The organism is Pseudomonas rhodesiae, from assembly GCF_007858255.1.
Taxonomy (GTDB): Bacteria; Pseudomonadota; Gammaproteobacteria; order Pseudomonadales; family Pseudomonadaceae; genus Aquipseudomonas; species Aquipseudomonas rhodesiae.
The window spans coordinates 433,201-455,129 of sequence record NZ_VFEU01000002.1 but is presented as its reverse complement, the minus strand read 5'-3'; the positions used below and the strand labels follow the sequence as shown (position 1 = coordinate 455,129).

Annotated in this window: 21 protein-coding genes and 1 riboswitch; of the genes, 10 read left to right on the top strand and 11 right to left on the bottom strand. The window is 60.7% G+C overall.

What is annotated here, in order from left to right:
* Window positions 1-45: 45 nt before the first annotated feature.
* Together ligB and FIV35_RS04385 are read left to right on the top strand one after the other, a co-directional pair.
* Complete coding sequence (gene ligB, locus FIV35_RS04390; RefSeq protein ID WP_034139641.1) at window positions 46-1,707, top strand: NAD-dependent DNA ligase LigB; 1,662 nt, start codon at window positions 46-48, stop codon at window positions 1,705-1,707.
* A gap of 66 nt (window positions 1,708-1,773) precedes the next feature.
* Window positions 1,774-2,169, top strand: a complete 396-nt coding sequence (locus tag FIV35_RS04385) for a DUF1090 domain-containing protein (RefSeq protein WP_034115340.1) — start codon at window positions 1,774-1,776, stop codon at window positions 2,167-2,169.
* 6 nt (window positions 2,170-2,175) lie between these two features.
* Here FIV35_RS04385 and FIV35_RS04380 read toward each other — a convergent pair whose 3' ends face one another.
* On the bottom strand, window positions 2,176-2,625 hold the full coding sequence (locus FIV35_RS04380; protein ID WP_034101227.1) for a c-type cytochrome: 450 nt from the start codon (window positions 2,623-2,625) through the stop codon (window positions 2,176-2,178).
* Window positions 2,626-2,753: 128 nt separating this feature from the next.
* Between FIV35_RS04380 and mltA the strand changes: the two genes are divergently transcribed.
* A complete protein-coding gene (mltA, locus tag FIV35_RS04375; protein ID WP_034139642.1) occupies window positions 2,754-3,947 on the top strand; it encodes a murein transglycosylase A in 1,194 nt (397 codons plus the stop codon).
* A gap of 65 nt (window positions 3,948-4,012) precedes the next feature.
* Here mltA and FIV35_RS04370 read toward each other — a convergent pair whose 3' ends face one another.
* The 4 genes from FIV35_RS04370 to FIV35_RS04355 all read right to left on the bottom strand — a co-directional run bounded on the left by FIV35_RS04370 (window position 4,013) and on the right by FIV35_RS04355 (window position 7,893).
* A complete protein-coding gene (locus FIV35_RS04370; protein ID WP_034101230.1) occupies window positions 4,013-4,399 on the bottom strand; it encodes an MAPEG family protein in 387 nt (128 codons plus the stop codon).
* A 121-nt stretch (window positions 4,400-4,520) separates the two neighbouring features.
* Window positions 4,521-5,408, bottom strand: coding sequence for a formate/nitrite transporter family protein (locus tag FIV35_RS04365; RefSeq protein WP_034139643.1), 888 nt, complete (start codon window positions 5,406-5,408; stop codon window positions 4,521-4,523).
* Window positions 5,409-5,479: 71 nt separating this feature from the next.
* Window positions 5,480-7,387 (bottom strand): patatin-like phospholipase family protein, encoded by a 1,908-nt coding sequence (locus FIV35_RS04360; protein WP_034139644.1) that lies wholly within the window; start codon window positions 7,385-7,387, stop codon window positions 5,480-5,482.
* 101 nt (window positions 7,388-7,488) lie between these two features.
* A complete protein-coding gene (locus FIV35_RS04355; RefSeq protein ID WP_034139645.1) occupies window positions 7,489-7,893 on the bottom strand; it encodes an acyl-CoA thioesterase in 405 nt (134 codons plus the stop codon).
* Between the two features lie 176 nt (window positions 7,894-8,069).
* Window positions 8,070-8,176: riboswitch (S-adenosyl-L-homocysteine riboswitch) on the top strand.
* 21 nt (window positions 8,177-8,197) lie between these two features.
* On the opposite strand from FIV35_RS04355, the gene ahcY reads away from it, so the two are divergent.
* From ahcY to rhlE2, 4 genes are all read left to right on the top strand, one after another.
* The gene (gene ahcY, locus FIV35_RS04350) at window positions 8,198-9,607 is read left to right on the top strand and encodes an adenosylhomocysteinase (protein ID WP_034139646.1); all 1,410 of its coding nucleotides are present in this window, start codon (window positions 8,198-8,200) and stop codon (window positions 9,605-9,607) included.
* Between the two features lie 168 nt (window positions 9,608-9,775).
* Window positions 9,776-10,621: a methylenetetrahydrofolate reductase [NAD(P)H] gene (gene metF / locus FIV35_RS04345; protein ID WP_034139906.1), complete on the top strand. Its 846-nt coding sequence runs from the start codon at window positions 9,776-9,778 to the stop codon at window positions 10,619-10,621.
* A gap of 142 nt (window positions 10,622-10,763) precedes the next feature.
* A complete protein-coding gene (locus FIV35_RS04340) occupies window positions 10,764-11,555 on the top strand; it encodes a substrate-binding periplasmic protein (RefSeq protein ID WP_034139647.1) in 792 nt (263 codons plus the stop codon).
* Window positions 11,556-11,777: 222 nt separating this feature from the next.
* Window positions 11,778-13,649 (top strand): RNA helicase RhlE2, encoded by a 1,872-nt coding sequence (gene rhlE2, locus FIV35_RS04335; RefSeq protein ID WP_034139648.1) that lies wholly within the window; start codon window positions 11,778-11,780, stop codon window positions 13,647-13,649.
* A 218-nt stretch (window positions 13,650-13,867) separates the two neighbouring features.
* On the opposite strand, the gene FIV35_RS04330 is transcribed toward rhlE2, so the two are convergent.
* Together FIV35_RS04330 and FIV35_RS04325 are read right to left on the bottom strand one after the other, a co-directional pair.
* Window positions 13,868-14,446: a YceI family protein gene (locus FIV35_RS04330; RefSeq protein WP_034139649.1), complete on the bottom strand. Its 579-nt coding sequence runs from the start codon at window positions 14,444-14,446 to the stop codon at window positions 13,868-13,870.
* A 32-nt stretch (window positions 14,447-14,478) separates the two neighbouring features.
* Window positions 14,479-15,030 carry a cytochrome b gene (locus tag FIV35_RS04325; protein WP_034139650.1) on the bottom strand — a complete coding sequence of 184 codons (552 nt, stop codon included), beginning with the start codon at window positions 15,028-15,030 and terminating at the stop codon, window positions 14,479-14,481.
* A 273-nt stretch (window positions 15,031-15,303) separates the two neighbouring features.
* Between FIV35_RS04325 and FIV35_RS04320 the strand changes: the two genes are divergently transcribed.
* Together FIV35_RS04320 and FIV35_RS04315 are read left to right on the top strand one after the other, a co-directional pair.
* On the top strand, window positions 15,304-16,710 hold the full coding sequence (locus FIV35_RS04320) for an adenosylmethionine--8-amino-7-oxononanoate transaminase (RefSeq protein WP_034139651.1): 1,407 nt from the start codon (window positions 15,304-15,306) through the stop codon (window positions 16,708-16,710).
* A gap of 69 nt (window positions 16,711-16,779) precedes the next feature.
* A complete protein-coding gene (locus tag FIV35_RS04315) occupies window positions 16,780-17,499 on the top strand; it encodes a 16S rRNA (uracil(1498)-N(3))-methyltransferase (RefSeq protein WP_034139652.1) in 720 nt (239 codons plus the stop codon).
* Window positions 17,500-17,659: 160 nt separating this feature from the next.
* Here the strand turns inward: FIV35_RS04315 and FIV35_RS04310 are convergent, their stop codons facing one another.
* Genes FIV35_RS04310 through FIV35_RS04300 form a run of 3 tightly spaced genes read right to left on the bottom strand, consistent with a single transcriptional unit; the run spans window position 17,660 to window position 20,190 of the window.
* Entirely contained in the window at window positions 17,660-18,562 is a 903-nt protein-coding gene (locus FIV35_RS04310) for a transporter substrate-binding domain-containing protein (RefSeq protein ID WP_034139653.1), read from the bottom strand.
* Between the two features lie 25 nt (window positions 18,563-18,587).
* A complete protein-coding gene (locus tag FIV35_RS04305) occupies window positions 18,588-18,938 on the bottom strand; it encodes a RidA family protein (RefSeq protein WP_034139654.1) in 351 nt (116 codons plus the stop codon).
* Window positions 18,939-18,948: 10 nt separating this feature from the next.
* A complete protein-coding gene (locus FIV35_RS04300; protein WP_034139655.1) occupies window positions 18,949-20,190 on the bottom strand; it encodes a D-amino acid dehydrogenase in 1,242 nt (413 codons plus the stop codon).
* A gap of 106 nt (window positions 20,191-20,296) precedes the next feature.
* Between FIV35_RS04300 and FIV35_RS04295 the strand changes: the two genes are divergently transcribed.
* On the top strand, window positions 20,297-21,199 hold the full coding sequence (locus tag FIV35_RS04295; RefSeq protein ID WP_034139656.1) for a LysR family transcriptional regulator: 903 nt from the start codon (window positions 20,297-20,299) through the stop codon (window positions 21,197-21,199).
* On the opposite strand, the gene trhA is transcribed toward FIV35_RS04295, so the two are convergent.
* Window positions 21,194-21,811: a PAQR family membrane homeostasis protein TrhA gene (trhA, locus tag FIV35_RS04290; RefSeq protein ID WP_034101246.1), complete on the bottom strand. Its 618-nt coding sequence runs from the start codon at window positions 21,809-21,811 to the stop codon at window positions 21,194-21,196. The genes FIV35_RS04295 and trhA overlap by 6 nt on opposite strands.
* Window positions 21,812-21,929: the final 118 nt, after the last annotated feature.

Below are 21,929 nucleotides of genomic sequence, written 5' to 3'. Positions count from 1 at the left end.
CCGATCATTTAGGCTAGGCGCCCCTTCCGAGCAAGGATGCTCACAATGCGTTTTTTGATTGCTCTTTTACTCAGCGCGTTAACCTTTGGGGCCTTGGCCGAGAGCTGCCCCGACGAAGCCCGTCATCAGGTCGATGCCCTGGCCGAACAGGTACGCGTGTGGGACGACCGTTACCACCGCCTCGGCCAATCTCCCGTCAGCGACGAGCTCTACGATCAAGCCCGCCAACGTCTGGCTCATTGGCGCCAATGCTTCCCTTCCCCCACTGCTCCACCCGACCGGCCGCTGGCCAGTTCACGCGGCACCTTGCGCCACCCGGTCGCTCACACCGGCCTGGAAAAACTCTTGGACGAACAAGCAGTCGGGGCCTGGCTGGCGACGCGGCAGGACGTGTGGGTTCAACCCAAGGTAGATGGCGTCGCGGTGACCCTGGTTTATCGCAAAGGTCGGCTGGCGCAGGTGATCAGCCGTGGCGATGGAGTGCTTGGCCAGGACTGGTCGGCGTCTGCGCGCAAGATTCCCGGAATTGTCCAGCAGTTGCCAGACCCCATCGACCTGGTGTTGCAAGGTGAACTCTATTGGCGCCTGGATGCCCATGTGCAATCGCTACAGGGCGGGCTCAATGCTCGCAGCAAGGTGGCCGGGCTGATGAACCGCCGCCAGTTGAGCGACGCCGACGCTGCCGGTATTGGCCTGTTCGTCTGGGCCTGGCCCGATACCCCTTCTGGGTTCAGCGAGCGTCTGGCGACCCTGGCGCGCTGGGGCTTCACAGACAGCCAGCGCTACAGTCACCCCGTCCAGAGCCTCGACGAAGCCGCGCACTGGCGCACCTATTGGTATAACCATGCGCTGCCCTTTGCCAGTGATGGAGTCGTGTTGCATCAGGCATCGCGCGCGCCCGCCGAACGCTGGCAAGTCAGCACGCCTTACTGGGCCGTAGCCTGGAAATATCCGGCCACCAAGGCGCTGGCCCTGGTGCGCCAAGTGCGGTTCAAGATCGGTCGCACCGGGCGGATCACTCCCCTCTTGGAGTTGGAACCGGTGCGGCTGGACGACCGGCAGATCAAACGGGTCAGCGCTGGCTCCCTGAAGCGCTGGCAAACCTTGGATATTCGTCCCGGCGACCAAGTGTCCATCACCCTTGCGGGCCAGATCATTCCGCGGTTGGACCAAGTCATCCTGCGCAACCCCAACCGAGTCGCCTTGGCCGTCCCCAATCCAAAGGACTTTCACGCTTTGAGTTGCTGGCAACTGGACCCAGGCTGCGAAGAGCAATTGCTCGCGCGCCTGACCTGGCTCAGCGGCAACCAGGGCCTGGCGCTACCTCATATGGGCCGCGAGACCTGGAACGTATTGATCCAGGCCGGTCTAATCGCAGGCTTTCTCGATTGGTTAACCCTGGATGCGGCGCAGCTTGCTAACATTGATGGCTTTGGTGAGCAAAGTCGCACGCGGGTGCTCGACAGCCTCCACCGCGCTCGACAACGGCCCTTTGCGCAATGGCTCAAAGCCTTGGGCGTCCCGCCTGTGGCACGCAACAACCTCAAGGGTGACTGGCACACGCTGGTCGCCCGCGACACCCAAGCCTGGATGGCCGAAGATGGCATCGGGCCGGGTCGAGCGGCGCAATTGAGCGCTTTTTTTCACGACCCGCAGGTGCGGGTCTTGGCGGAAACACTACATGCGGCCGGGATAGACGGGTTCTGAACCCGCCAGACACCGCTTTAACAGTCGGCAGAATTCATCCTGCCATTTGCGATCCAGGAGTTCCCTATGAAATGTTTAGCCCCATTTGCCTTATCGATTGTCGCAAGCCTGATGACCACGCCGTTGCTGGCGGCCGATGATGCAGAACCCCTCACCGGCTGCGCCGCCAAGCGCCAAGCCATCAGCACCCAGATCGAGCAAGCCAAGGCCCACGGCAACAGCGAACAGCAAGCCGGCCTGGAAAAAGCCCTGAGCGAAGTCACCGCCCATTGCAACGACGCCACCCTGAAAAAAGAGCGGGAGAACAAGGTGCTCGACGCCAAGCATGAAGTCAGCCGTCGTCAGGCCGACCTCGACAAGGCCATGAAAAAGGGCGACCCAGACAAGATCAACAAGCGCAAAGACAAGCTGGCCGAGTCACGCAAAGAGTTGCAGAACGCAGTGGAAGAACTCGACCAGTAATACCGATCAATGGTCCCGGAACTGTTTATGGCAGGCACTGCAGGCATCTTCGACTTTCTGCACCGCAGGCCCGAGGTTGTTGGCCTTGTAAGGCTGAACCTGGCTGGCGATCACCAATTCACCGGTGGCCGCTTCCAGGTCGCGCGCCAGTTGCTGGAACTGCGCCTGCTTTTGCCACACGTCGTCCTTGGCGCTGGTGTGATCTTCTTCACGCACGCTCGGAAAGTGCTGCCACGGTTCGTGGGCCAACGTATCGAGTTTGGCCGCGCCTTCGGCGAACTTCGCGCCATCGAACGGGATACGCCCACGCAACATGCCGCCCAGGTCTTCGCTGGTCTTGAGCATCTGTTTGAAGATCGCCTTGCGCTGACCCAGAGGCGAATTCGGATCCACTCCGCCACAGGCGGACAAAGTCAGGCAGGCCAGCAATACAACAGTCAGTCTTTTAAAAGTCATGATGGCTTCAAGGTCACGGAAACGGCGGCCAGTATCCTCGCCCCGTCCGCAAAGACCAATAGCCCTATTAATAATAAGGGTTGCCCAGCGCCGCTTCGGCGTGGGTGATCGCTTCAGGAATTGCTTGGATGACTATCACATTGAAACCCTGGAGCCGCCGTCTGGCGTGGGCTCTACTCATCGCGCTGCTGGCCGGCTGCGACGCTGGCAAGGACACAGGCAAAGAAGTCGGCAAAGATGAAACCGTCAAACCTCACGCCGTCGCCACCTACGTGAATACTCCGTGGGAAGCCTTGCCGGTGGTGTCCGACAACGACTTAATGGCCGGTTTCGAAGCCTGGCGTAGCGCCTGCCAACGCCTCAAGGCCGACCCGGTCTGGGGCGCGACCTGCGCCGCAGCGGCTACGGTCCCGGCCGATGCGCCAGCAGTGCGCGGTTTTCTCAAGGAGCGCCTGGACGTTTTCGGCCTGCGCTCGGCGGACAACACGCCCAACGGCTTGATCACCGGCTATTACGAGCCGGTCTACCCCGGCAGCCTGACCAAGACCGCCACTGCTCACGTGCCGGTCTACGGGGTGCCGGATGATCTGATCATCGTCAATCTGGAGAGCATTTACCCCGAACTCAAAGGCAAGCGCCTGCGTGGTCGCCTGGAAGGCCGCGTGCTCAAACCGTATGACGATGCCAGTGTGATCAACGGCCAGGGCTCCAGCGCCAAGCCGATCGCCTGGCTTACCGACCCGATGGACCTGCAATTCCTACAGATCCAGGGTTCGGGGCGCATCCAACTCAAAGGCGGGCGCCAATTGCGCGTGGGTTACGGCGACCAGAACGGCTACCCCTACCGCCCTATCGGCCGCTGGCTGGTGGAACAGGGTGAACTGAAGAAAGAAGAGGTCAGCATGGGTGCCATCAGCGCCTGGGCCAAGGCTCACCCGCAACGCATTCCGGAACTGCTGGCAAGCAACCCCAGCTATGTGTTCTTCAGCGCCCGCCCCGACAGCAACGAAGGCCCACGGGGCTCGCTGAATGTGCCGCTGACCGCCGGCTACAGCGTGGCGGTGGATCGTAAGGTGATTCCGTTGGGCAGCCTGTTGTGGCTGTCGACCACCAAGCCAGACGGTTCGCCGATTGCCCGCCCGGTCGCCGCCCAGGACACCGGTGGCGCCATCACTGGCGAAGTGCGTGCGGACCTGTTTTGGGGCACCGGCGATGCGGCGGGTGAGTTAGCGGGGAATATGAAACAGCAGGGCCAGATCTGGATGCTATGGCCCAAGGGCGCAACGTTGCCGCAAGTGCCGGACGCGCCCACCGGCACCTGACCAACGCTGAAAGCCCAATGAGGGAGGGAACACACCTCTCCCACATTGGGCAGTGGCGCCGCGCCTCAGATCGAGACGAAGAAGAAACTCGCGATCAACGCCATCCCCACCGCCCACACCAGCGAACGCAGGATCGCCCAGTCCGCCAGGTAGCAAATGATGTACAGCAGACGGCTGGTGATAAACAGCACCGCCAGCACGTTAATGGTCACCAATTCGGCCGTACCCGCCAGATGGGCGATAATCACCGCCGCCGCGAATGCCGGGGTGACCTCAAAACCGTTGAGCTGCGCGCTGTGGGCACGCTTGGCCACACCGTCCAGGCCCTCCAGAAAAGCCCGCGGGTCATGGTTGTGGCGCAACCCGAATTTGCCCCCACTGAACTTGGCCACCCCCGTGCACAAGTACGGCAAAAAAATGGCGATCAACACACACCAGAAAGCGACTGTCATGACTTATTCCTTTTGTCGTTTTATGCAGCGATTAGAGTTCTAGCACTACATACGCAAAACCGCACGTATCCGCTATGAGCCATGGCACACCGAAAGGTTCTATCGCGCGATTGCCCGAGGTTCACTGATTTTTGTCGATACGCTGCGGATGTCGCGGGTCCGCAGCTTTTTTGTTTGGCAGGCTGCTCTCGCTGCGAATCTGCGCATGGCTGATCAATGCGAAGATAAAGCTGCCACCGATGATATTGCCGGCCAGGGTTGGGCCGGCAAACACTAGCCAGAAGTCATGCCACGACAGTTCGCCGGCAAACACTAGGTACGAAACCTCTGCCGAGCCCACCACGATGTGCGTGAAATCCCCCAGGGCCATCAGGTAGGTGATCACAATGATGATCCACATCTTGGCGCTTTCCATTGACGGGATCATCCACACCATGGTGGCAATCATCCAGCCCGAGATGATGCCCTTGGCGAACATCTGGCCGGCGTCGTTTTCCATGACCTTGCGCCCGATCTCCAGAAAGGCCTGATCGGTCTTGGTGTCGAAAATCGGCAAGTGCAGCATCACGTAGGCCACCAGTAAGGTGCCGCACAGGTTACCCACCAACACCACCGACCACAGCCGCAACAAGCGCCCGGCATTGGCCAAAGTCGGCTTGCTCATCACCGGCAATACGGCGGTCAGGGTGTTTTCCGTAAACAGTTGCTGGCGCGCCAGGATCACTGCGAGGAAACCTGCACAGTAGCCGAAGCTGGCGATGACCTTGAACGCCTCACCGTCGGGCAGGCGCGAATTGAGCAATCCCATGGCCATCAACGACAACCCCATGGTCAGGCCGGCGGCCAGCGCCGACCACCATAGGGCGGCGACGCTGCGCTCCAGTTCCTGATCGCCTTGGGTGCGGATGATTTCGTGCAGCACCGCCGCGCGGGGTGGTTGGTTCTCGTCGACATCCTGCTGCTCTTCCTGCGACAGGTTCGGAGTTTTTCCGTCTTCGTGTGTGGCCATGATTTACCAGAGTCCAAGGGATGCCTGTAGCTACGACACGCCGTGACAGTGGCTGTTCAGTGGCCAGGCAACTAAACCGGTATACGCCAGGCTTTGGCCATCTCTACCGTCGTGGCGCTGCTCGGCTCACGCCAAGGTTTGTTGCGCGCCCTGTAATTGCCAATGATGCCGTCGAGCACTTGGTTGAACTCGGCTGGCGTGGTTGCCTTGGCCAATTCGCGGGCCGCTTGCTGCAACAGGTTGACATTGCTATCTGGCTGGCCCAGGCGGTATTGCGAGGGATAAATGACTTCTCGGATGAAGCGCTCGGCCTTCACCGCGATATCGCGCTTGCCCATTTCTATAACCGCCGCTCTCATGACCTTGGACAGAGGTGCGTCATCCCATCCTCCCTTGGCACACACTTGCAAAAGCTGCTGAAAATTGTGCTGCCCCGACACGTTAAGGTGCCGTGACAACCATTCAACATGCTCCGGACGACAGGCAAGTGCATCCAGGTTGCGCACAGCGCTAGCCAATTTCGGTGTGAGCGTCAGGGTATTGCTCGATTGATTAGCCTCGCAAATCGCACTGTCCAGTTGGTGCAGCGCCTGCTGCGCCTCCTTGCGAAAACGCACGACATCCATGGCCGCAGGCTCGTTCTTGAGCGAGTCTTGCACACTGGCCAGCATTTCATCATCCATCGCCAGAACCGCCTGTTCCAACGTGGCGAAGTGGTGATGCTCACGGATCGTAGCGCGCTTTTCGAGGTGGGCCGCCACTGTTTGGTACGCTTGGTCCTGCAGGTGGTCTTTCTGTGCAGGCGTCATGGTGAAATTGACAGTACCGTGCATGCCACGAAAGTCACCTTCGACGGTATTCATGGGTAATGTCACCGTCTGATCGGCAAGCGCAATGAGCCGGTCATTTTGATAGGCGTCAGCAGCCGTGTGTGAGGTTCCGGTGAAGGTATCGACCAGATGACTGAAAAGTCCGCCGGCCCTCGTTGGCTCCGCCGGTTGTTCGGATTCGAATTGAACAATCAGCGACCTGTCTTTGCTCAGAGGGCTTTCTGGAAACGAACGCTCAATCACACCCGGTGCCGGGACGTTGACCAGCAGTCCGCCGTCCTGAAAAGCGCTGACGTCAGTGGCTGCCTGGAACGCATGCCCCTGCTCAAGCGGGCTCTTGAACAGCACAGGCAATGCCCCTGAGATATGTGCGGCGCGAGCGATATCCATGTCCGGGGTCAAATCGGCGTTGAACACCACCAATTGAGGGCGGCCGTCGAACATGCCGGTACCGGTGATATTGAGTTGCTTGATAGCAGGGATATGGCGACTCAAGGTGGCGAGGTCGGCGAACGTAGGGTCGCTTCCAGCGCTCAGCCGGTCGGCAATCTTCATCAGTTCGGCAGGCCGGGTAGACCTGGGCGTGTCGGCAACATGGGTGAGAATCGATTGGCGTGCCTGGTCGCGCAACATCGCTTGCAATGCAGGCGCCTCAGTCTGCAGACGCGGTATCAGAGTCAAGAGCAATTGGGAAATGCCGCCGCCCGGCAAGTGACGAGTAACATTGCCCAGTGCAGAACTGGCGTTTTGCAACCAAGCCGTTACAGGGTCCTGACTGTTGAGCAGGCTGGGCAAGTCGATACGGTCCAGTAGTAAGTCGAACGCATCGCCTCCCAATCCACTGGCAATCAGCACGCCGGAAATCGCCCCGGCTGAAGAGCCGGAAACCACCCTGATATCTTGCAGCTTCCCAGTGTCTTCAAGCGCCCGCATCATGCCCGAGAAGGCAACGCCTTTGGCGCCGCCGCCGCTGAGTACAAGATGCTCAGGTGCAGCGGGCGATAAAAACACATCCACCCGCCCGCTGGCATCGCGATAGATATCCAGCTTGCGCGGACCTGCCCCCTCGACTAACGGCACATCAGCATGCCGAACCAAGTTTGCGGGCCATGTTGCTTGATGCTGGACGGCCGAGCTGGACACTTTCATATACGGACTCCTTTCACTTCAGTTGTAACCCTGAGTGAGCAGAGTCCGCAGAAAGGTCCATACGGAATAATTCAGTAACCTAACTGATGGCTGCCAAGGCGTTACTGGGGAAGCGTGTCGTCCTTGAACTGATCCTTCACGTACTTGATCTCGGTCCGTCCATGGGGCGCCGGCAACCCGTCTTCGCCCAGGTTGACGAATACCATTTTTTCCACGGTGAGGATGCTTTTGCGGGTGATCTTGTTGCGCACTTCACAGGTCAGGGTAATCGAGGTGCGACCGAATTCAGTGGCGGTGATACCCAACTCAATGATGTCGCCCTGGCGCGAGGCGCTGACAAAGTTGATTTCGGAGATGTACTTGGTGACGACCCGCTGGTTACCCAACTGGACAATCGCATAGATCGCGGCCTCTTCGTCGATCCAGCGCAGCAGGCTGCCACCGAACAGTGTGCCATTGGGGTTGAGGTCTTCAGGCTTTACCCATTTGCGGGTGTGGAAGTTCATGGGGGCGGACTCCGAGGTGTTTGAGAGACGCCAGCTTCAAGTTTTAAGCGACAAGCTGCAAGTTAAAAGCCGATTCGCTCTTACTTGCCGCTTGTAGCTTGTCGCTTGCCACCAGCCAACCAAAGAAAGCTATAATCGCCCCCGATTCCGAACGGCTACTGCCGTTTTCCCGCCACCTGTCCGAGGGGCGCTGCAGCAGGTTCAACCTGTCAGGCTCGGATGGGGCGTTGTCCGGCCTGGTTGCCCTGGCCTGATACTAAACGCACAACGGCGCCCATTCGCACACTACGAATGGAGGCTCTTCATGAGCGCTGTCAACACGCCTGCAGATTTCACCGACTACAAAGTCGCCGATATGTCCCTCGCTGCCTGGGGCCGTCGCGAAACCTTTATCGCCGAATCCGAAATGCCTGCCCTGATGGGCCTGCGTCGCAAGTACGCCGCCGAGCAACCGCTCAAAGGCGCGAAGATTCTCGGCTGCATCCACATGACCATTCAGACCGCCGTGCTGATCGAAACCCTGGTTGCCCTGGGTGCCGAAGTGCGTTGGTCGTCCTGCAACATCTTCTCGACTCAAGACCAGGCCGCCGCTGCTATCGCTGCTGCCGGTATTCCGGTGTTCGCCTGGAAAGGCGAGACCGAAGAGGAATACGAGTGGTGCCTGGAGCAAACCATCCTCAAGGATGGCGCACCTTGGGATGCCAACATGATCCTTGACGACGGCGGCGACCTGACCGAGCTGCTGCACAAGAAATACCCGCAGATCCTCGATCGCGTCCATGGCGTGACCGAAGAAACCACCACCGGCGTACACCGCCTGCTGGACATGCTGGCCAAGGGCGAGCTGAAAATCCCGGCCATCAACGTCAACGACTCGGTGACCAAGAGCAAGAACGACAACAAGTACGGCTGCCGTCACAGCCTCAACGACGCCATCAAGCGCGGCACCGACCACCTGCTGTCGGGCAAGCAAGCCCTGGTGATCGGCTACGGTGACGTGGGCAAGGGTTCGTCCCAGTCCCTGCGTCAGGAAGGCATGATCGTTAAAGTGTCCGAAGTCGACCCGATCTGCGCCATGCAGGCCTGCATGGACGGTTTCGAAGTGGTTTCGCCATTCATCGACGGCGTCAACGACGGCAGCGAAGCCAGCATCGACAAAGCCCTGCTGGGCAAGATCGACCTGATCGTCACCACCACCGGTAACGTGAATGTCTGCGATGCCAACATGCTCAAGGCCCTGAAAAAGCGCGCCGTGGTGTGCAACATCGGTCACTTCGACAACGAGATCGACACCGCTTTCATGCGCAAGAACTGGGCGTGGGAAGAAGTAAAACCTCAAGTGCACAAGGTTCACCGTACCGGCGCTGGGGATTTCGATCCACAGAATGACGATTACCTGATCCTGCTGGCCGAAGGCCGCCTGGTTAACCTGGGCAACGCCACCGGCCACCCAAGCCGCATCATGGACGGCTCCTTCGCCAACCAGGTGCTGGCACAGATCTTCCTGTTTGAACAAAAGTACGCCGATCTGTCGCCTGCCCAGAAAGCCGAGCGCCTGACCGTGGAAGTACTGCCTAAGAAACTCGACGAAGAAGTGGCCCTGGAAATGGTTCGCGGCTTCGGCGGCGTGGTGACCAAGCTGACCAAGACCCAAGCCGATTACATCGGCGTGACTGTCGAAGGTCCGTTCAAGCCGCACGCGTATAGGTACTGACAGCAGCGGCAAGCTTTCAGCTACAAGCGGCAAGTAAAAGCGTTTGTGTGAAGGCTTGCTACTTCCTTGCTCTTTAAGCAGTTGTGGGTTGAGAGCTTCATGCTGCAAGACAGGCGCACCGCCCTCTTGCAACTTGAAGCTCGCAACTTGCAGCTGGAGACCCCCTCCATGTCCCAAGACCGTCGCTACAGCTTCGAGTTCTTCCCGACCAAGACCGATGCTGGGCATGAAAAACTGATGGCCACTGCCGCGCAATTGGCCAGCTACCAACCCGACTTTTTCTCCTGCACCTACGGTGCCGGCGGCTCGACCCGCGACCGCACGATCAACACCGTGTTGCAGCTGGAAAGCCAGGTCAATATTCCCGCCGCACCGCACTTGTCGTGCGTGGGCGACAGCAAGGCCGACCTGCGCGGCCTGCTGACCCAGTACAAAGACGCCGGGATCAAGCGCATCGTCGCCCTGCGTGGCGATTTGCCGTCCGGTATGGGCATGGCCAGCGGTGAGCTGCGCCACGCCAATGACTTGGTGAGTTTCATCCGTGAAGAAAGCGGTGATCACTTCCATATCGAAGTAGCTGCTTACCCGGAGATGCATCCACAAGCACGCAATTTCGAAGACGATTTGCAGAATTTCGTGCGTAAGGCGAACTCCGGCGCCAACAGCGCGATCACCCAGTACTTCTTCAACGCTGACAGCTACTTCTACTTTGTCGAGCGTGTACGGGCTCTGGGTGTAGATATCCCAATCGTGCCGGGCATCATGCCGATCACTAACTACAGCAAATTGGCGCGTTTCTCCGACGCTTGCGGCGCAGAGATCCCACGCTGGGTTCGCAAGCAACTTGAAGCCTATGGCGACGACGTCAAGAGCATCCAGGCGTTCGGTGAGCACGTTATTACCGAAATGTGCGAACGCTTGTTACAAGGCGGCGCACCAGGGTTGCACTTCTATACCCTTAACCAGGCTGAACCCAGCCTCGCCATCTGGAATAACCTGAAGCTGCCACGCTGAAGTCATTCCAAGCAGCAAATAGGCCTCCGTACTACGGGGGCCTTTTTTTGAAGGGTGTGTGCTCCTACTCGATCCACCCGCTGTAAACCCAACCCCCATGCCAGAGCTTCTCTTTAACGCGATGGCATCGTAACCTCAGGGCATGCACGCCCTTCTCAAGTTGTTGACCGCTGCGCTTTTCACTTGCCTGAGCCTGGCCGCTTATGGCGAGAAGCTGCGCATTGTCACCGAGCCGTGGGCGCCTTATGTGTATGAAGACCAGGGCGCCATGTACGGGCTGGACTATGAAACCACCGTTATCGTGTTCCAGCGCCTGGGGATTGAGGTGCAGTGGCAATTTCTGCCTTGGAAACGCTGCCTGGTCATGCTCGATCAAGGCAGCGCCGACGGCGCGTTGGATATTTTCCACAGCCAGGAGCGCGACGCCCAGTTGCTGTACCCCAGCGAACCGCTGTCGGACGTGGACTTCGTGCTGTTCTATGCCAACGAGCGCCCCCACCCGGCGCAGCATCTGGGTGACCTGCGCGGGCTGACAGTGGGCACCTCGCCGGGCTATCTGTACGGCGCTGAATTCAGCGATTCGGCGCTGTTCAACCGCGAACCCGCGCCCAGTCACGAGGCGAACTTCGGCAAATTGCTGCTGGGGCGTATCGATCTACTGATCACCGATCGCCGGGTCGGCCAGCACCTGATCAAGACATTGGGCCTGGAGGGCAAGGTCAGCCAGGCGCCGCTGGTGGTCAGCCGCCAACCGCAGTTTCTGGCCGTACGCCGTGGCGCGGGCATGGACCTGCTGGTGCAGCGTTTTGCCGCCGAATTAAAGCGCTTCAAACAAGAGCCAGGCTACGTCGCCTTGAGCGCACGCTACGGCGGAATCCCTGGTATTGCAGCCGCAGAACGCACCGTTGAGCAGCAGGAAAGCAGCGCGCCGTGATTGCTCTGTTATACTCCGGCCTTTCCGCCAGGCTTACGCCCGGCCGCTGAGGTCTTGAAAAAGGCACCCAACCCCGCTACAGCGCAGCTTTGCAGCCCGCGCGAGCCGGTGGAGTGCTCGCCAGACGCAGCAGGACCGGACGGGATTTCGCTCCCCTAAGCGCCATTCACGCCCGGCAAGATTATCCCTTTGGGCCAAGCCCTAACTAAAACAGGATTACTCATGTCCTTTGCTTCCCTCGGTCTCTCCGAGGCTTTAGTCCGCGCCATCGAGGCAGCGGGCTATACCGAGCCTACTCCCGTGCAACAGCGGGCTATTCCCGCCGTGTTGCAAGGTCGCGACCTGATGGTCGCAGCCCAGACAGGTACTGGTAAAACCGGCGGTTTCGCCCTCCCGATCCTGGAGCGGTTGTTCCCCAACGGTCACCCGGACAAATCCCAGCGTCACGGCCCGCGCCAACCGCGCGTACTGGTCCTGACCCCTACCCGCGAACTCGCCGCCCAGGTCCATGACAGCTTCAAGCTGTATGCCCGCGACCTCAAGTTCGTCAGCGCCTGCATCTTCGGCGGCGTCGGCATGAACCCTCAGGTTCAGGCCATGTCCCGTGGTGTCGACGTGCTGGTGGCGTGCCCCGGTCGTTTGCTCGACTTGTGCGGCCAGGGCAGCGTCGATTTGTCCCACGTAGAAATCCTCGTGCTGGACGAAGCCGACCGTATGCTCGACATGGGCTTCGTCCATGACGTGAAGAAAGTCCTCGCCCGCCTGCCGGCCAAACGTCAGAACCTGCTGTTCTCGGCAACGTTCTCCCAGGACATCACCGCCCTGGCCGGCAAGCTGCTGCACAACCCGGAGCGCATCGAAGTCACGCCGCCGAACACCACGGTTGAGCGTATCGAACAACGCGTGTTCCGCCTGCCCGCCAGCCACAAACGTGCGCTGCTGGCCCACCTGATCACCGCTGGCGCCTGGGAACAGGTCCTGGTGTTCACCCGCACCAAGCATGGCGCCAACCGCCTGGCCGAGTACCTGGACAAGCACGGCCTGACCGCCGTCGCCATCCACGGCAACAAGAGCCAGAACGCGCGCACCAAAGCCCTGGCCGACTTCAAGGCCGGCACCGTGCGCATCCTGGTGGCCACCGATATCGCCGCCCGCGGCCTGGATATCGACCAATTGCCACACGTGGTCAACTTCGAGCTGCCGAACGTCGATGAAGACTACGTGCACCGTATCGGCCGTACCGGCCGTGCCGGTCGTTCGGGCGAAGCCATCTCCCTGGTGGCGCCGGACGAAGAAAAACTGCTGAAAAGCATCGAGCGCATGACCAAGCAGAAAATCGCCGACGGCGACCTGATGGGCTTCGATGCCAGCACCGTAGAAGCCGAGAAGCCTGAGGCGCGCGAGCGTCCCGATGTGCGTAACCCACGCAACCCGCGCGGTCCGAAGGGCGATGGCCCGAACGGCGGTGGCGGTGGCGGCGGTCGTCGCGACAAGGGCAAGGACAAGGGCAAGGAAAAATCCGCCAGCAACGGCCGTGGCGAACGCCCGGCCCGCGAGCAAAAGCCCCGCGAAGGCACCCCGGCCCGCGAACAGCGCCAGCCGAGCCAACCGCCACGCGCCGCCGCTGACCGCGCTCCGGACGAGTTCCTCGACGACGATGTGGATAACTTCGGTAACCGCGTTGACTACGTCCCTCAGGCCAAGCCGGCCCAGGGCCGTGGCCGTCGCCCAGGTGCTCCGGCACAGGGCGCGGGCGCTCCCCGCGGCGGTCAGCCACAGGGCGGCCGTCAGAATGGTCCGCGTAACAGCAGCGGCGGCACCACTGGCACCCCGCCAGCCAAGCGCAATGGCCCACGCAACGGTGCACCGCGTGATGGCCAGGCCCGTCGCGAAGACTCGCGTAATCGCCGCCCGGCCCGTGACGACCAATCACGTTCGTCCGAGCCAGCCGTGCAGAACCCGCGTGGGGGCCCCGCTCCGAAGATTATCCACAAGGAGTCGAAAGTCGATCGTTTCCCGACTCCAGAGCAATTGGATCAATTGCCCGGCCGTCCTCGTGGCGAGAAACCAGCGTTGCTGACCCGCAACCGCTGAGTTTCTACACAGCATAAAAAATGCCCCGCTCTTTCGAGACGGGGCATTTTTTTGGGCTCAACAAAACAAATATGGGAGGAGGCTTACCCGATAGCTGTGTATCAGTATCAGCCGGCAGACCGAGCCGATGACATCGGGAGCAAGCTCCCTCCCACACTGAGCGCATTCCAGACACAAAAAACCGGATCCTGAGATCCGGTTTTTTTAACTGCGCAGAATTACTTCTGCTTCACGCCTTCCAGCGAGATATCCAGGTCCAGGGTCTGGGAGGACGGGCCTGGGCCTTTGATGCCGAAGTCGTTCAGGTTCAGCGTGGTCTTGGCGTTGAAGCCGGCACGCTCGCCGCCCCATGGGTCTTTGCCTTCACCGTTGAACGTGGCCTTGAAAGTAACAGGCTTGGTCACGCCGTGCAGGGTCAGGTCGCCGGTCACGTCAGCAGTTTTGTCGCCGGTGGATTTAACGGCGGTGGACACGAACTTGGCGTCAGCGAACTTGGAGACGTCGAGGAAGTCTTTGCTGGCGATGTGCTTGTCACGCTCAGCGTGGTTGGACCACAGGCTGGCGGTTTTCACGTCGACTGCAATTTTGCTGGCTTCTGGCTTGGCCGAATCCCAGCTGAACGTGCCGTCCCAGTCCTTGAAGGTACCGTGGATGAAGCTGTAGCCCAGGTGGCTGATTTTCCAGTCGATGAAGGCGTGCTGGCCTTCTTTGTCGATCTTGTAGTCAGCCGCCATGACCTGGCCTGCGGACAGCAAAGCAGTACCGATTGCCAGTGCAGCGAGTGTCTTTTTCAACATGCTTTCTATTCCTTGTGAGTCGAGGTTGAACATCAGGCTTTGCGCCCCAGCATTCGCGTCAGGGTCGCATCACGATCGATAAAGTGGTGTTTCAACGCAGCCACGCCGTGCAAACCGGCGAAGACCACCAATACCCAGGCCAGGTACAAGTGCACCAGACCCGCGTTGTCTGCCTGGTCCGGTAGACCGGAAACCAAGGCAGGAATTTCAAACAGGCCAAACACCGGAATACCGACACCGTCTGCGGTGGAAATCAGGTAACCGGCGATCATTACCGCAAACAGGCCGACGTACAGGAACATGTGGCCAAACGCCGCGCCGAGGCGGGTCAGGCGGCTGTAACTGGCCAGCGGCGGTGGCGGCGGGCTGATCAAGCGCCAGACGATCCGCACCAGCATCACGGCAAACAGCGTGATACCAATGCTCTTGTGCAGGTCCGGCGCCTCTTTGCGCCAGGCACTGTAGTAATCGAGTCCGACCATCCACAGGCCCAGGGCGAACAAACCAAACACCACCAGGGCCACGCCCCAATGCAAAACCATGCTGACCCAGCCATACCGGGCCGGTGAGTTACGTAGCTGCATGTACTTAATCCCGTAAGAGCTGCGCCCAAGACTAGCGTGTTAACTATCGAATTAAAGCGGAAAATTTCGCTTTGAAATATCGAGAAATGCGATCTAGAGCCTAGGCACGATAAGTTAACCAAGGATTAAGGACTATTCCTGAGAAACGTGACAGTCCGTCCTGTGTTTACTGCCAATTCACACGCCATGGGTTGTGACACCGCCCTGCTTTGCATAGGCTTGCGCGATTGTTTCACCTGCGCCGGTCGCAGGACCGCTTCGAGGAGAGACACGATGGGCCTGAACAACCAGTGGATGCAACGCGACCTGGCGGTGCTGTGGCATCCCTGCACCCAGATGAAAGACCACCAGCAACTGCCGCTGATCCCCATCAAGCGTGGCGAGGGCGTGTGGCTGGAAGACTTCGAAGGCAAGCGCTACCTCGACGCCGTCAGCTCCTGGTGGGTCAACGTGTTCGGGCATGCCAACCCGCGCATCAACCAGCGCATCAAGGACCAGGTCGATCAACTGGAGCATGTGATCCTCGCCGGTTTCAGCCACCAGCCGGTGATTGAGCTGTCCGAGCGCCTGGTGGCGATGACGCCCGAGGGCCTGACCCGTTGCTTCTACGCCGATAACGGTTCGTCGTGCATCGAAGTCGCGCTGAAAATGAGCTTCCACTATTGGCTCAACCGCGGCCTGCCGAACAAAAAGCGCTTCGTGACCCTCACCAACAGCTACCACGGCGAAACCATCGCCGCGATGTCGGTGGGCGATGTGCCGCTGTTCACCGAAACCTACAAGGCGCTGCTGCTCGACACGATCAAAGTACCCAGCCCCGATTGCTACCTGCGCCCCGAGGGTATGAGCTGGGAAGAACACTCACGCACGATGTTCCTGGCCATGGAACAGACCCTGGCCGAGCACCATGCCACGATCGCTGCGGTGATCGTCGAGCCGCTGATCCAGGGCGCCGGCGGCATGCGCATGTATCACCCGGTGTACCTCAAGCTGCTGCGCGAAGCCTGCGACCGCTACGGCGTGCACCTGATCCATGACGAAATCGCCGTAGGCTTCGGCCGCACCGGCAGCATGTTCGCCTGCGAACAGGCCGGCATCCGTCCGGACTTCCTGTGCCTGTCCAAGGCCCTTACCGGCGGCTATCTGCCCTTGGCCGCCGTGGTGACCACCGAGGACGTGTACAGCGCGTTCTACGACGACTACCCGACCCTGCGCGCCTTCCTGCATTCCCACAGCTACACCGGCAACCCGCTGGCGTGCGCGGCGGCCTTGGCGACCCTGGATATTTTCGAAGAAGACAACGTCATCGAGAACAACAAGGCCCTGGCCCAGCGCATGGCCACCGCCACCGCGCACCTGGTGGACCACCCCCATGTGTCAGAAGTGCGCCAGACCGGCATGGTGCTGGCCATCGAGATGGTCCAGGACAAAGCCACCAAGACCGCCTACCCATGGCAGGAACGCCGTGGCCTGAAGGTATTCGAACACGCCCTGCAGCGCGGCGCGTTGCTGCGGCCGTTGGGCAGCGTGGTGTATTTCCTGCCGCCCTATGTGATCACGCCGGAGCAAATCGACTTCCTGGCCGAAGTGGCCAGCGAAGGCATCGACATCGCCACCAACAGCAGCGTCAGCGTCGCGGTGCCACAGGACTTCCACCCAGGCTTTCGCGATCCGGGTTGATTCCCCACCTTTTTAGGCACCCTCGCCACCGTTATCTTGCTCCTGCACAGAATTTTCCAGAGAACAGAAATGAGATTGTCCCGCTTTTTCACCGACACCCCGCTGAGCCTCGGCGACATAGAACTGCCCGAGGCCCAGGCGCATTACATCAGCCGCGTGTTGCGCATGGTCGAAGGCGACGCCGTGCAATTGTTCGACGGCTCCGGCCAGGAATTCCTCGGCAGCTTGCTGGAAGTCGGCAAGAAGCGCGTCACCGTGCAACTGAGCGAAAGCTTCGCGGGCCAGGCCGAATCCCCGCTGCACATCCACCTCGGCCAGGGCCTGTCCCGGGGCGAGCGGATGGATTGGGCGATCCAGAAAGCTACTGAGCTTGGGGTCAACGCGATCACGCCGATTTTCAGCGAACGCTGCGAAGTGCGCCTCAAGGACGAACGCGCCGACAAGCGCCTGCTGCACTGGCGCCAGGTGGCGATCAGCGCGTGCGAGCAATGCGGGCGTTCGACGGTGCCGGTGATTCACCCGCCGCTGCTGCTGGCCGATTGGTTGAAGCAAACCGCGGCGGACCTGAAGCTGGTGCTGCACCCGGTGGCTGAACCGATGATCAGCCATGCCAAGCCGTCGAGCCTGGCGTTTTTGATCGGGCCAGAAGGTGGGCTGACCGACAATGAAGTCGAAACAGCCCAAGCCGCCGGCTACCACGCCGCCCGCCTTGGGCCGCGGGTGTTGCGTACCGAAACCGCGCCCGTCGTTGCATTGGCCGTGGCCCAACAACTCTGGGGCGACTTCTAACGCCCTTACTTTGCAAACCCAATCAAAACTGTGGGAGCGGGCTTGTGTGGGAGCCGGGCTTGCCCGCGATGCAGTCACCTCGGTCTTTCAGTAACACTTGGGTGATGCTATCGCAGGCAAGCCAGCTCCCACAGTTAGATTGGGTTACCACATCAGCACATCACTCCACCGGGTCGCTGACCGGCTTGGCAATGATCGCCTTCAGCTCGCTGGTCATCGGGAACTCAAGGTTCAAGCCCTTGGGCGGAATCGGCTGTTCAAACCAGCGCTGGTAAATCCCGTTGATTTCCCCGCTGCGGTACAGGTCACCGAGGGTCTCGTTGACCACCGCCAGAAACTGCGGGTCATCCTTGCGCACCATGCAGCTGTAGATCTCCCGCGACTGCTCCTCGCCTACCACCACCCAGTTGTGCGGGTCTTTGGCCTTAGCGCGTTCGCCGTAGAGCAGCGCATCGTCCATGTAGAACGCGGCCGCGCGGCCGGTCTCAAGCATCTTGAATGCCTCGCCATGGTCCTTGGCGCTGATCACAAACATATTGGCCTTGTGCTCGGCGTTGTAGCTCTTGAGGAAGCGCTCGTTGGTGGTGCCGGCGGTGGTCACCACGTTCTTGCCCTGCAGATCGGCAAACCCCTTGATGCCGCTGTCTTTGGCAGTCAGCAACTGGCCCTTCACGTAGATAAACCCGTAGGAAAACGCCACCTGCTTCTGCCGTTCGGCGGTCACGCCGGTGGAGCCGCATTCCAGGTCGACGGTGCCGTTCTGCACCAGCGGGATACGGGTCTGGGAGGTCACCAGGTTGTATTTGACGTTGAGGTTGGGCACCCCGGTTTTCTGTTGGATGCGCTCGACGATCTTGTTCGCCAGGTCCACCGAATAGCCCATGGGTTTGCCGCTATGGTCGCCCACGTACGAAAACGGTACCGAGGCGTCGCGATAACCCAAGGTAATCGACTTGGCGTTGGCGATCTTGCTCAGCGTACCGCTCAAGGCCGCTTCGTTCGCCACGGCCTGCGCGCCCCACAACAGCCCCACCGCGCAGCCGGTCAACAGGATTTTTTTCATTGTTATGCTCCGTTGGTTTTTTTGGTTATTTACGTACAGCAATCACACTGATTTCCACCAGCACGCTCGGCCGTGCGAGCTGGGCTTGCAGGGTGGTCCGGGTGGGCGCCATCCCCGGCGACAGCCACGCGGACCACACTTCATTCATCGGCGCAAAACCGCTGTCGATGTCCTTGAGATAGATGGTCGCATTGAGCAAGTGGTCCTTGTCGCTGCCGGCCTGGGCCAACAGTGCGTCGATCCTGGCCAGGACTTCGCGGGTCTGGGTCGCCACGTCCTGGCCGTCGCCCGGCACCTGGCCCGATAGAAACACCAGATCATTGAAAGTCACAGCGCCGCTGAGGCGCTCGTTAGTGTTGATTCGTTGGAGGGTCATGGATGCGTCCTCACGCGGCGCGGGGCGACAGGCCCTGCATATCGATGGAAGGTTGGTGCTGGCCGATCAGTTCGGCGAGCAGTTGGCCGCTGCCGCAGGCCAGGGTAAAACCGAGGGCGCCGTGGCCCAGGTTGAGCCACAGGTTGCGGTAAACGCTCGCGCCGATCAGTGGCACACCCGTCGGCGTGGCCGGGCGCATGCCGGCCCATTCCAGCGCATGGCTATAGTCACCGGCCGTAGGAAAAGTCTCGATCGCCTGGCGTTTCATCAGCGCCAGGCGCTTAGGCTCAAGGCTGGCATCGAAACCGACGATATCCACCATGGCCGCCACCCGCAATTGTTCGCCGATGCGTGCGTAGACGATCTTGCGATCGTAGTCGGTGATGCTCACGTTCGGAGCGCGATGCTGCTCGCCTATCGGCACGCTCAGGCTATAACCCTTGAGCGGATACAACGGCAGCGACACGCCAGGCAACGCCAATTCAGCGCTGCGGTGCCCGGCGGCCAGCACCAGGTGCTCCACCGGCATGACCTCCTCGCCCAGCTCCAGCGCCTGCACCGCACCCTCGGCATGACGAATACCGGTGACCTTGCGCCCCAATATAAATGTGCAACGCCCCGATGCCTCCAGGCGCGCCGCCAGACGCTGACAGAACGCATGGCAATCGGCGACTTCCTCGTTTGGCGTGTAGATACCGCCGACAAAACCGCCCGCCGCCAGCGTCGGCTCCAGGCGTGCGCAGTCCAGGGCGGACAGCACCTGTTGTTGCAGGATGTCGGTGACCTTGCTGCGCGCATGCTCAAAGGTCGTCGCGTTGCGAAAGGCCACCAGCTTGCCGTTGCGCCGCCAGTCGAAGCCGTCCAGACGATCGTCGACGCGCCATTGCTGCAAGGTGTTTTGGCTCAGGGTCGCCAGACGCAGCAGGTGCGCGGCGTTGCGTTTATTCACTGAGCCTCGGCAAGCGCCGATGAACGCCGCCATCCAGCGCCATTGTTGGGGGTCCAGACGCGGGCGCAGTTTCAGCGGCGAATCGCCGCGCAGCAGCCAGCCAATCGCTTGCAGCGGCACACCGGCATCGGCCAGCGGCGCGACGTAGCGGTAAGACAATTGCCCACCGTTGGCAAAGCTGGTTTCGCTGCCGAGGCGCTCGCGCGCGTCGATCACCGTGACCTCATGACCGGCACGCACCAGCGCGTACGCACTGGCCAAGCCGATGACCCCACCGCCGATAATGCAAACCTGCCTGGCCATGCTCGCCCCTGCCGTTGATTGAGAGGGCACCAGCGTAGGGGCAGGTGACACGCCACCGACAATGAATAAAGATAGGTCGCCTATAAACAAAGGTTATGGACGTGCCATGCGCTTGCGTCATATCGAAATCTTCCAGGCTATCCGCCAGACCGGCTCCGTCAGTGCCGCCGCGCAGTTGCTGCATGTGTCGCAGCCGGCGGTGACCAAGGTGCTGCAACATGCCGAAATGCAGCTGGGCTTTCCGCTGTTTCTGCGGGTGCGCGGTAAATTGCAGGCAACTCCGGAAGCCTTGGCGCTGGAGCGTGAAGTCGAGAAAGTCACCGAGAGCCTGCAAGGCGTGCGGCGCCTGGCCAAGAGCCTGCGCAGCGCACCGGGGCACAGCGTGCGCATTGGTGCGATTCCGGCATTGGCCCTGGCCCTGCTGCCGCCGGCGATTCTGGAATGGAAGCGCGACTACCCGGACATTGCCTGCGAACTGTCCAGCGACCATAGCCGCGAGCTGGTGCAAAAACTGTTGATGCGCGAGATCGACCTGGCGTTGACCCTCAACTTCTCCGGCCATCCGGGCTTGACCACCCAAGTGCTGGCCAACGGTGCGCTGGTGGCGCTGGCCTCCAAGGGTTATTGGCCCGAGGAGGCGCTGAGCACGCCATTGGCCCTGACGGACCTGGCCGGCGCGCCGCTGATTGGCCTGTCCAGCGCCGACCCACTGTCGGCCAGGCTCGACAATTATCTGGAAAGCGTCACGCCACCACCGCGCGTGACCCTTTCGGTGCAGACCTACGCCCTGGCGCGGGCCATGGTCGAGTCCGGCGCCGGCTTAACGGTAATCGACCCCTTCACCGCCCTCGGCGCTTCCACCGCCACCACCTGCATCCGCACGCTGACCCCACCGCTGCCGATCACCCTCTACGCCCTGACCCGCGCCGATGAGCCGCCACCGCACACGCTGGCCAAGCTGTTGGAGATCTTCGGCCAGCGCGCCGACGCGATGCTGCAGCGGCTATAGCACGTAGTGCATGATCGCCACGAAATGCAGCACGCTGCCGCCGATCACGAACAAATGCCAGATCCCATGGGAATGCCGCAGGCGGTGCTCCAGGGCAAAAAAGATGATGCCAACGGTGTACAGCACGCCGCCCGCTGCCAGCCAGATAAACCCCGCCGTGCCCAGCGCGGCCATCAGCGGCTTGACCGCCACCAGCACAATCCAGCCCATCACCGCATAAATGACGATGGACAAAATGCGCGCCTCGGAACGCGGTTTGATCTCCTGCAAAATGCCGATCACCGCCAGCCCCCACACAATCCCGAACAGCGTCCAGCCCCATGGCCCGCGCAGGGTCACCAGGCAAAACGGCGTGTAACTGCCGGCAATCAACAGGTAGATGGAAAAGTGATCGACCTTCTGCATGATCTCTTTTCGCCGCCCCTGCACGCTGTGGTACACGGTGGACGCGCTGTACAGCACCATCAGCGTAAAACCATAGATCGCCACGCTGACGATCTTCCAGGGGCTGCCATCCAGACTGGCCACCACCAGCATCCATACGGCGCCAATACACGCCGCGACAGCACCGAGCAAATGGCTCCAGGCGTTGAATCGTTCCCCGTGGTACATGTGTCACTGACCTCCCGTAACCGTTGACGACTGGCCGCAAGCCTCCGGCCTTGGGCATCAGAGTGCAAGTGCTGTGTGACGTTCCGAGGACGCCGCGCGCATTTGCGGGCACAATCAA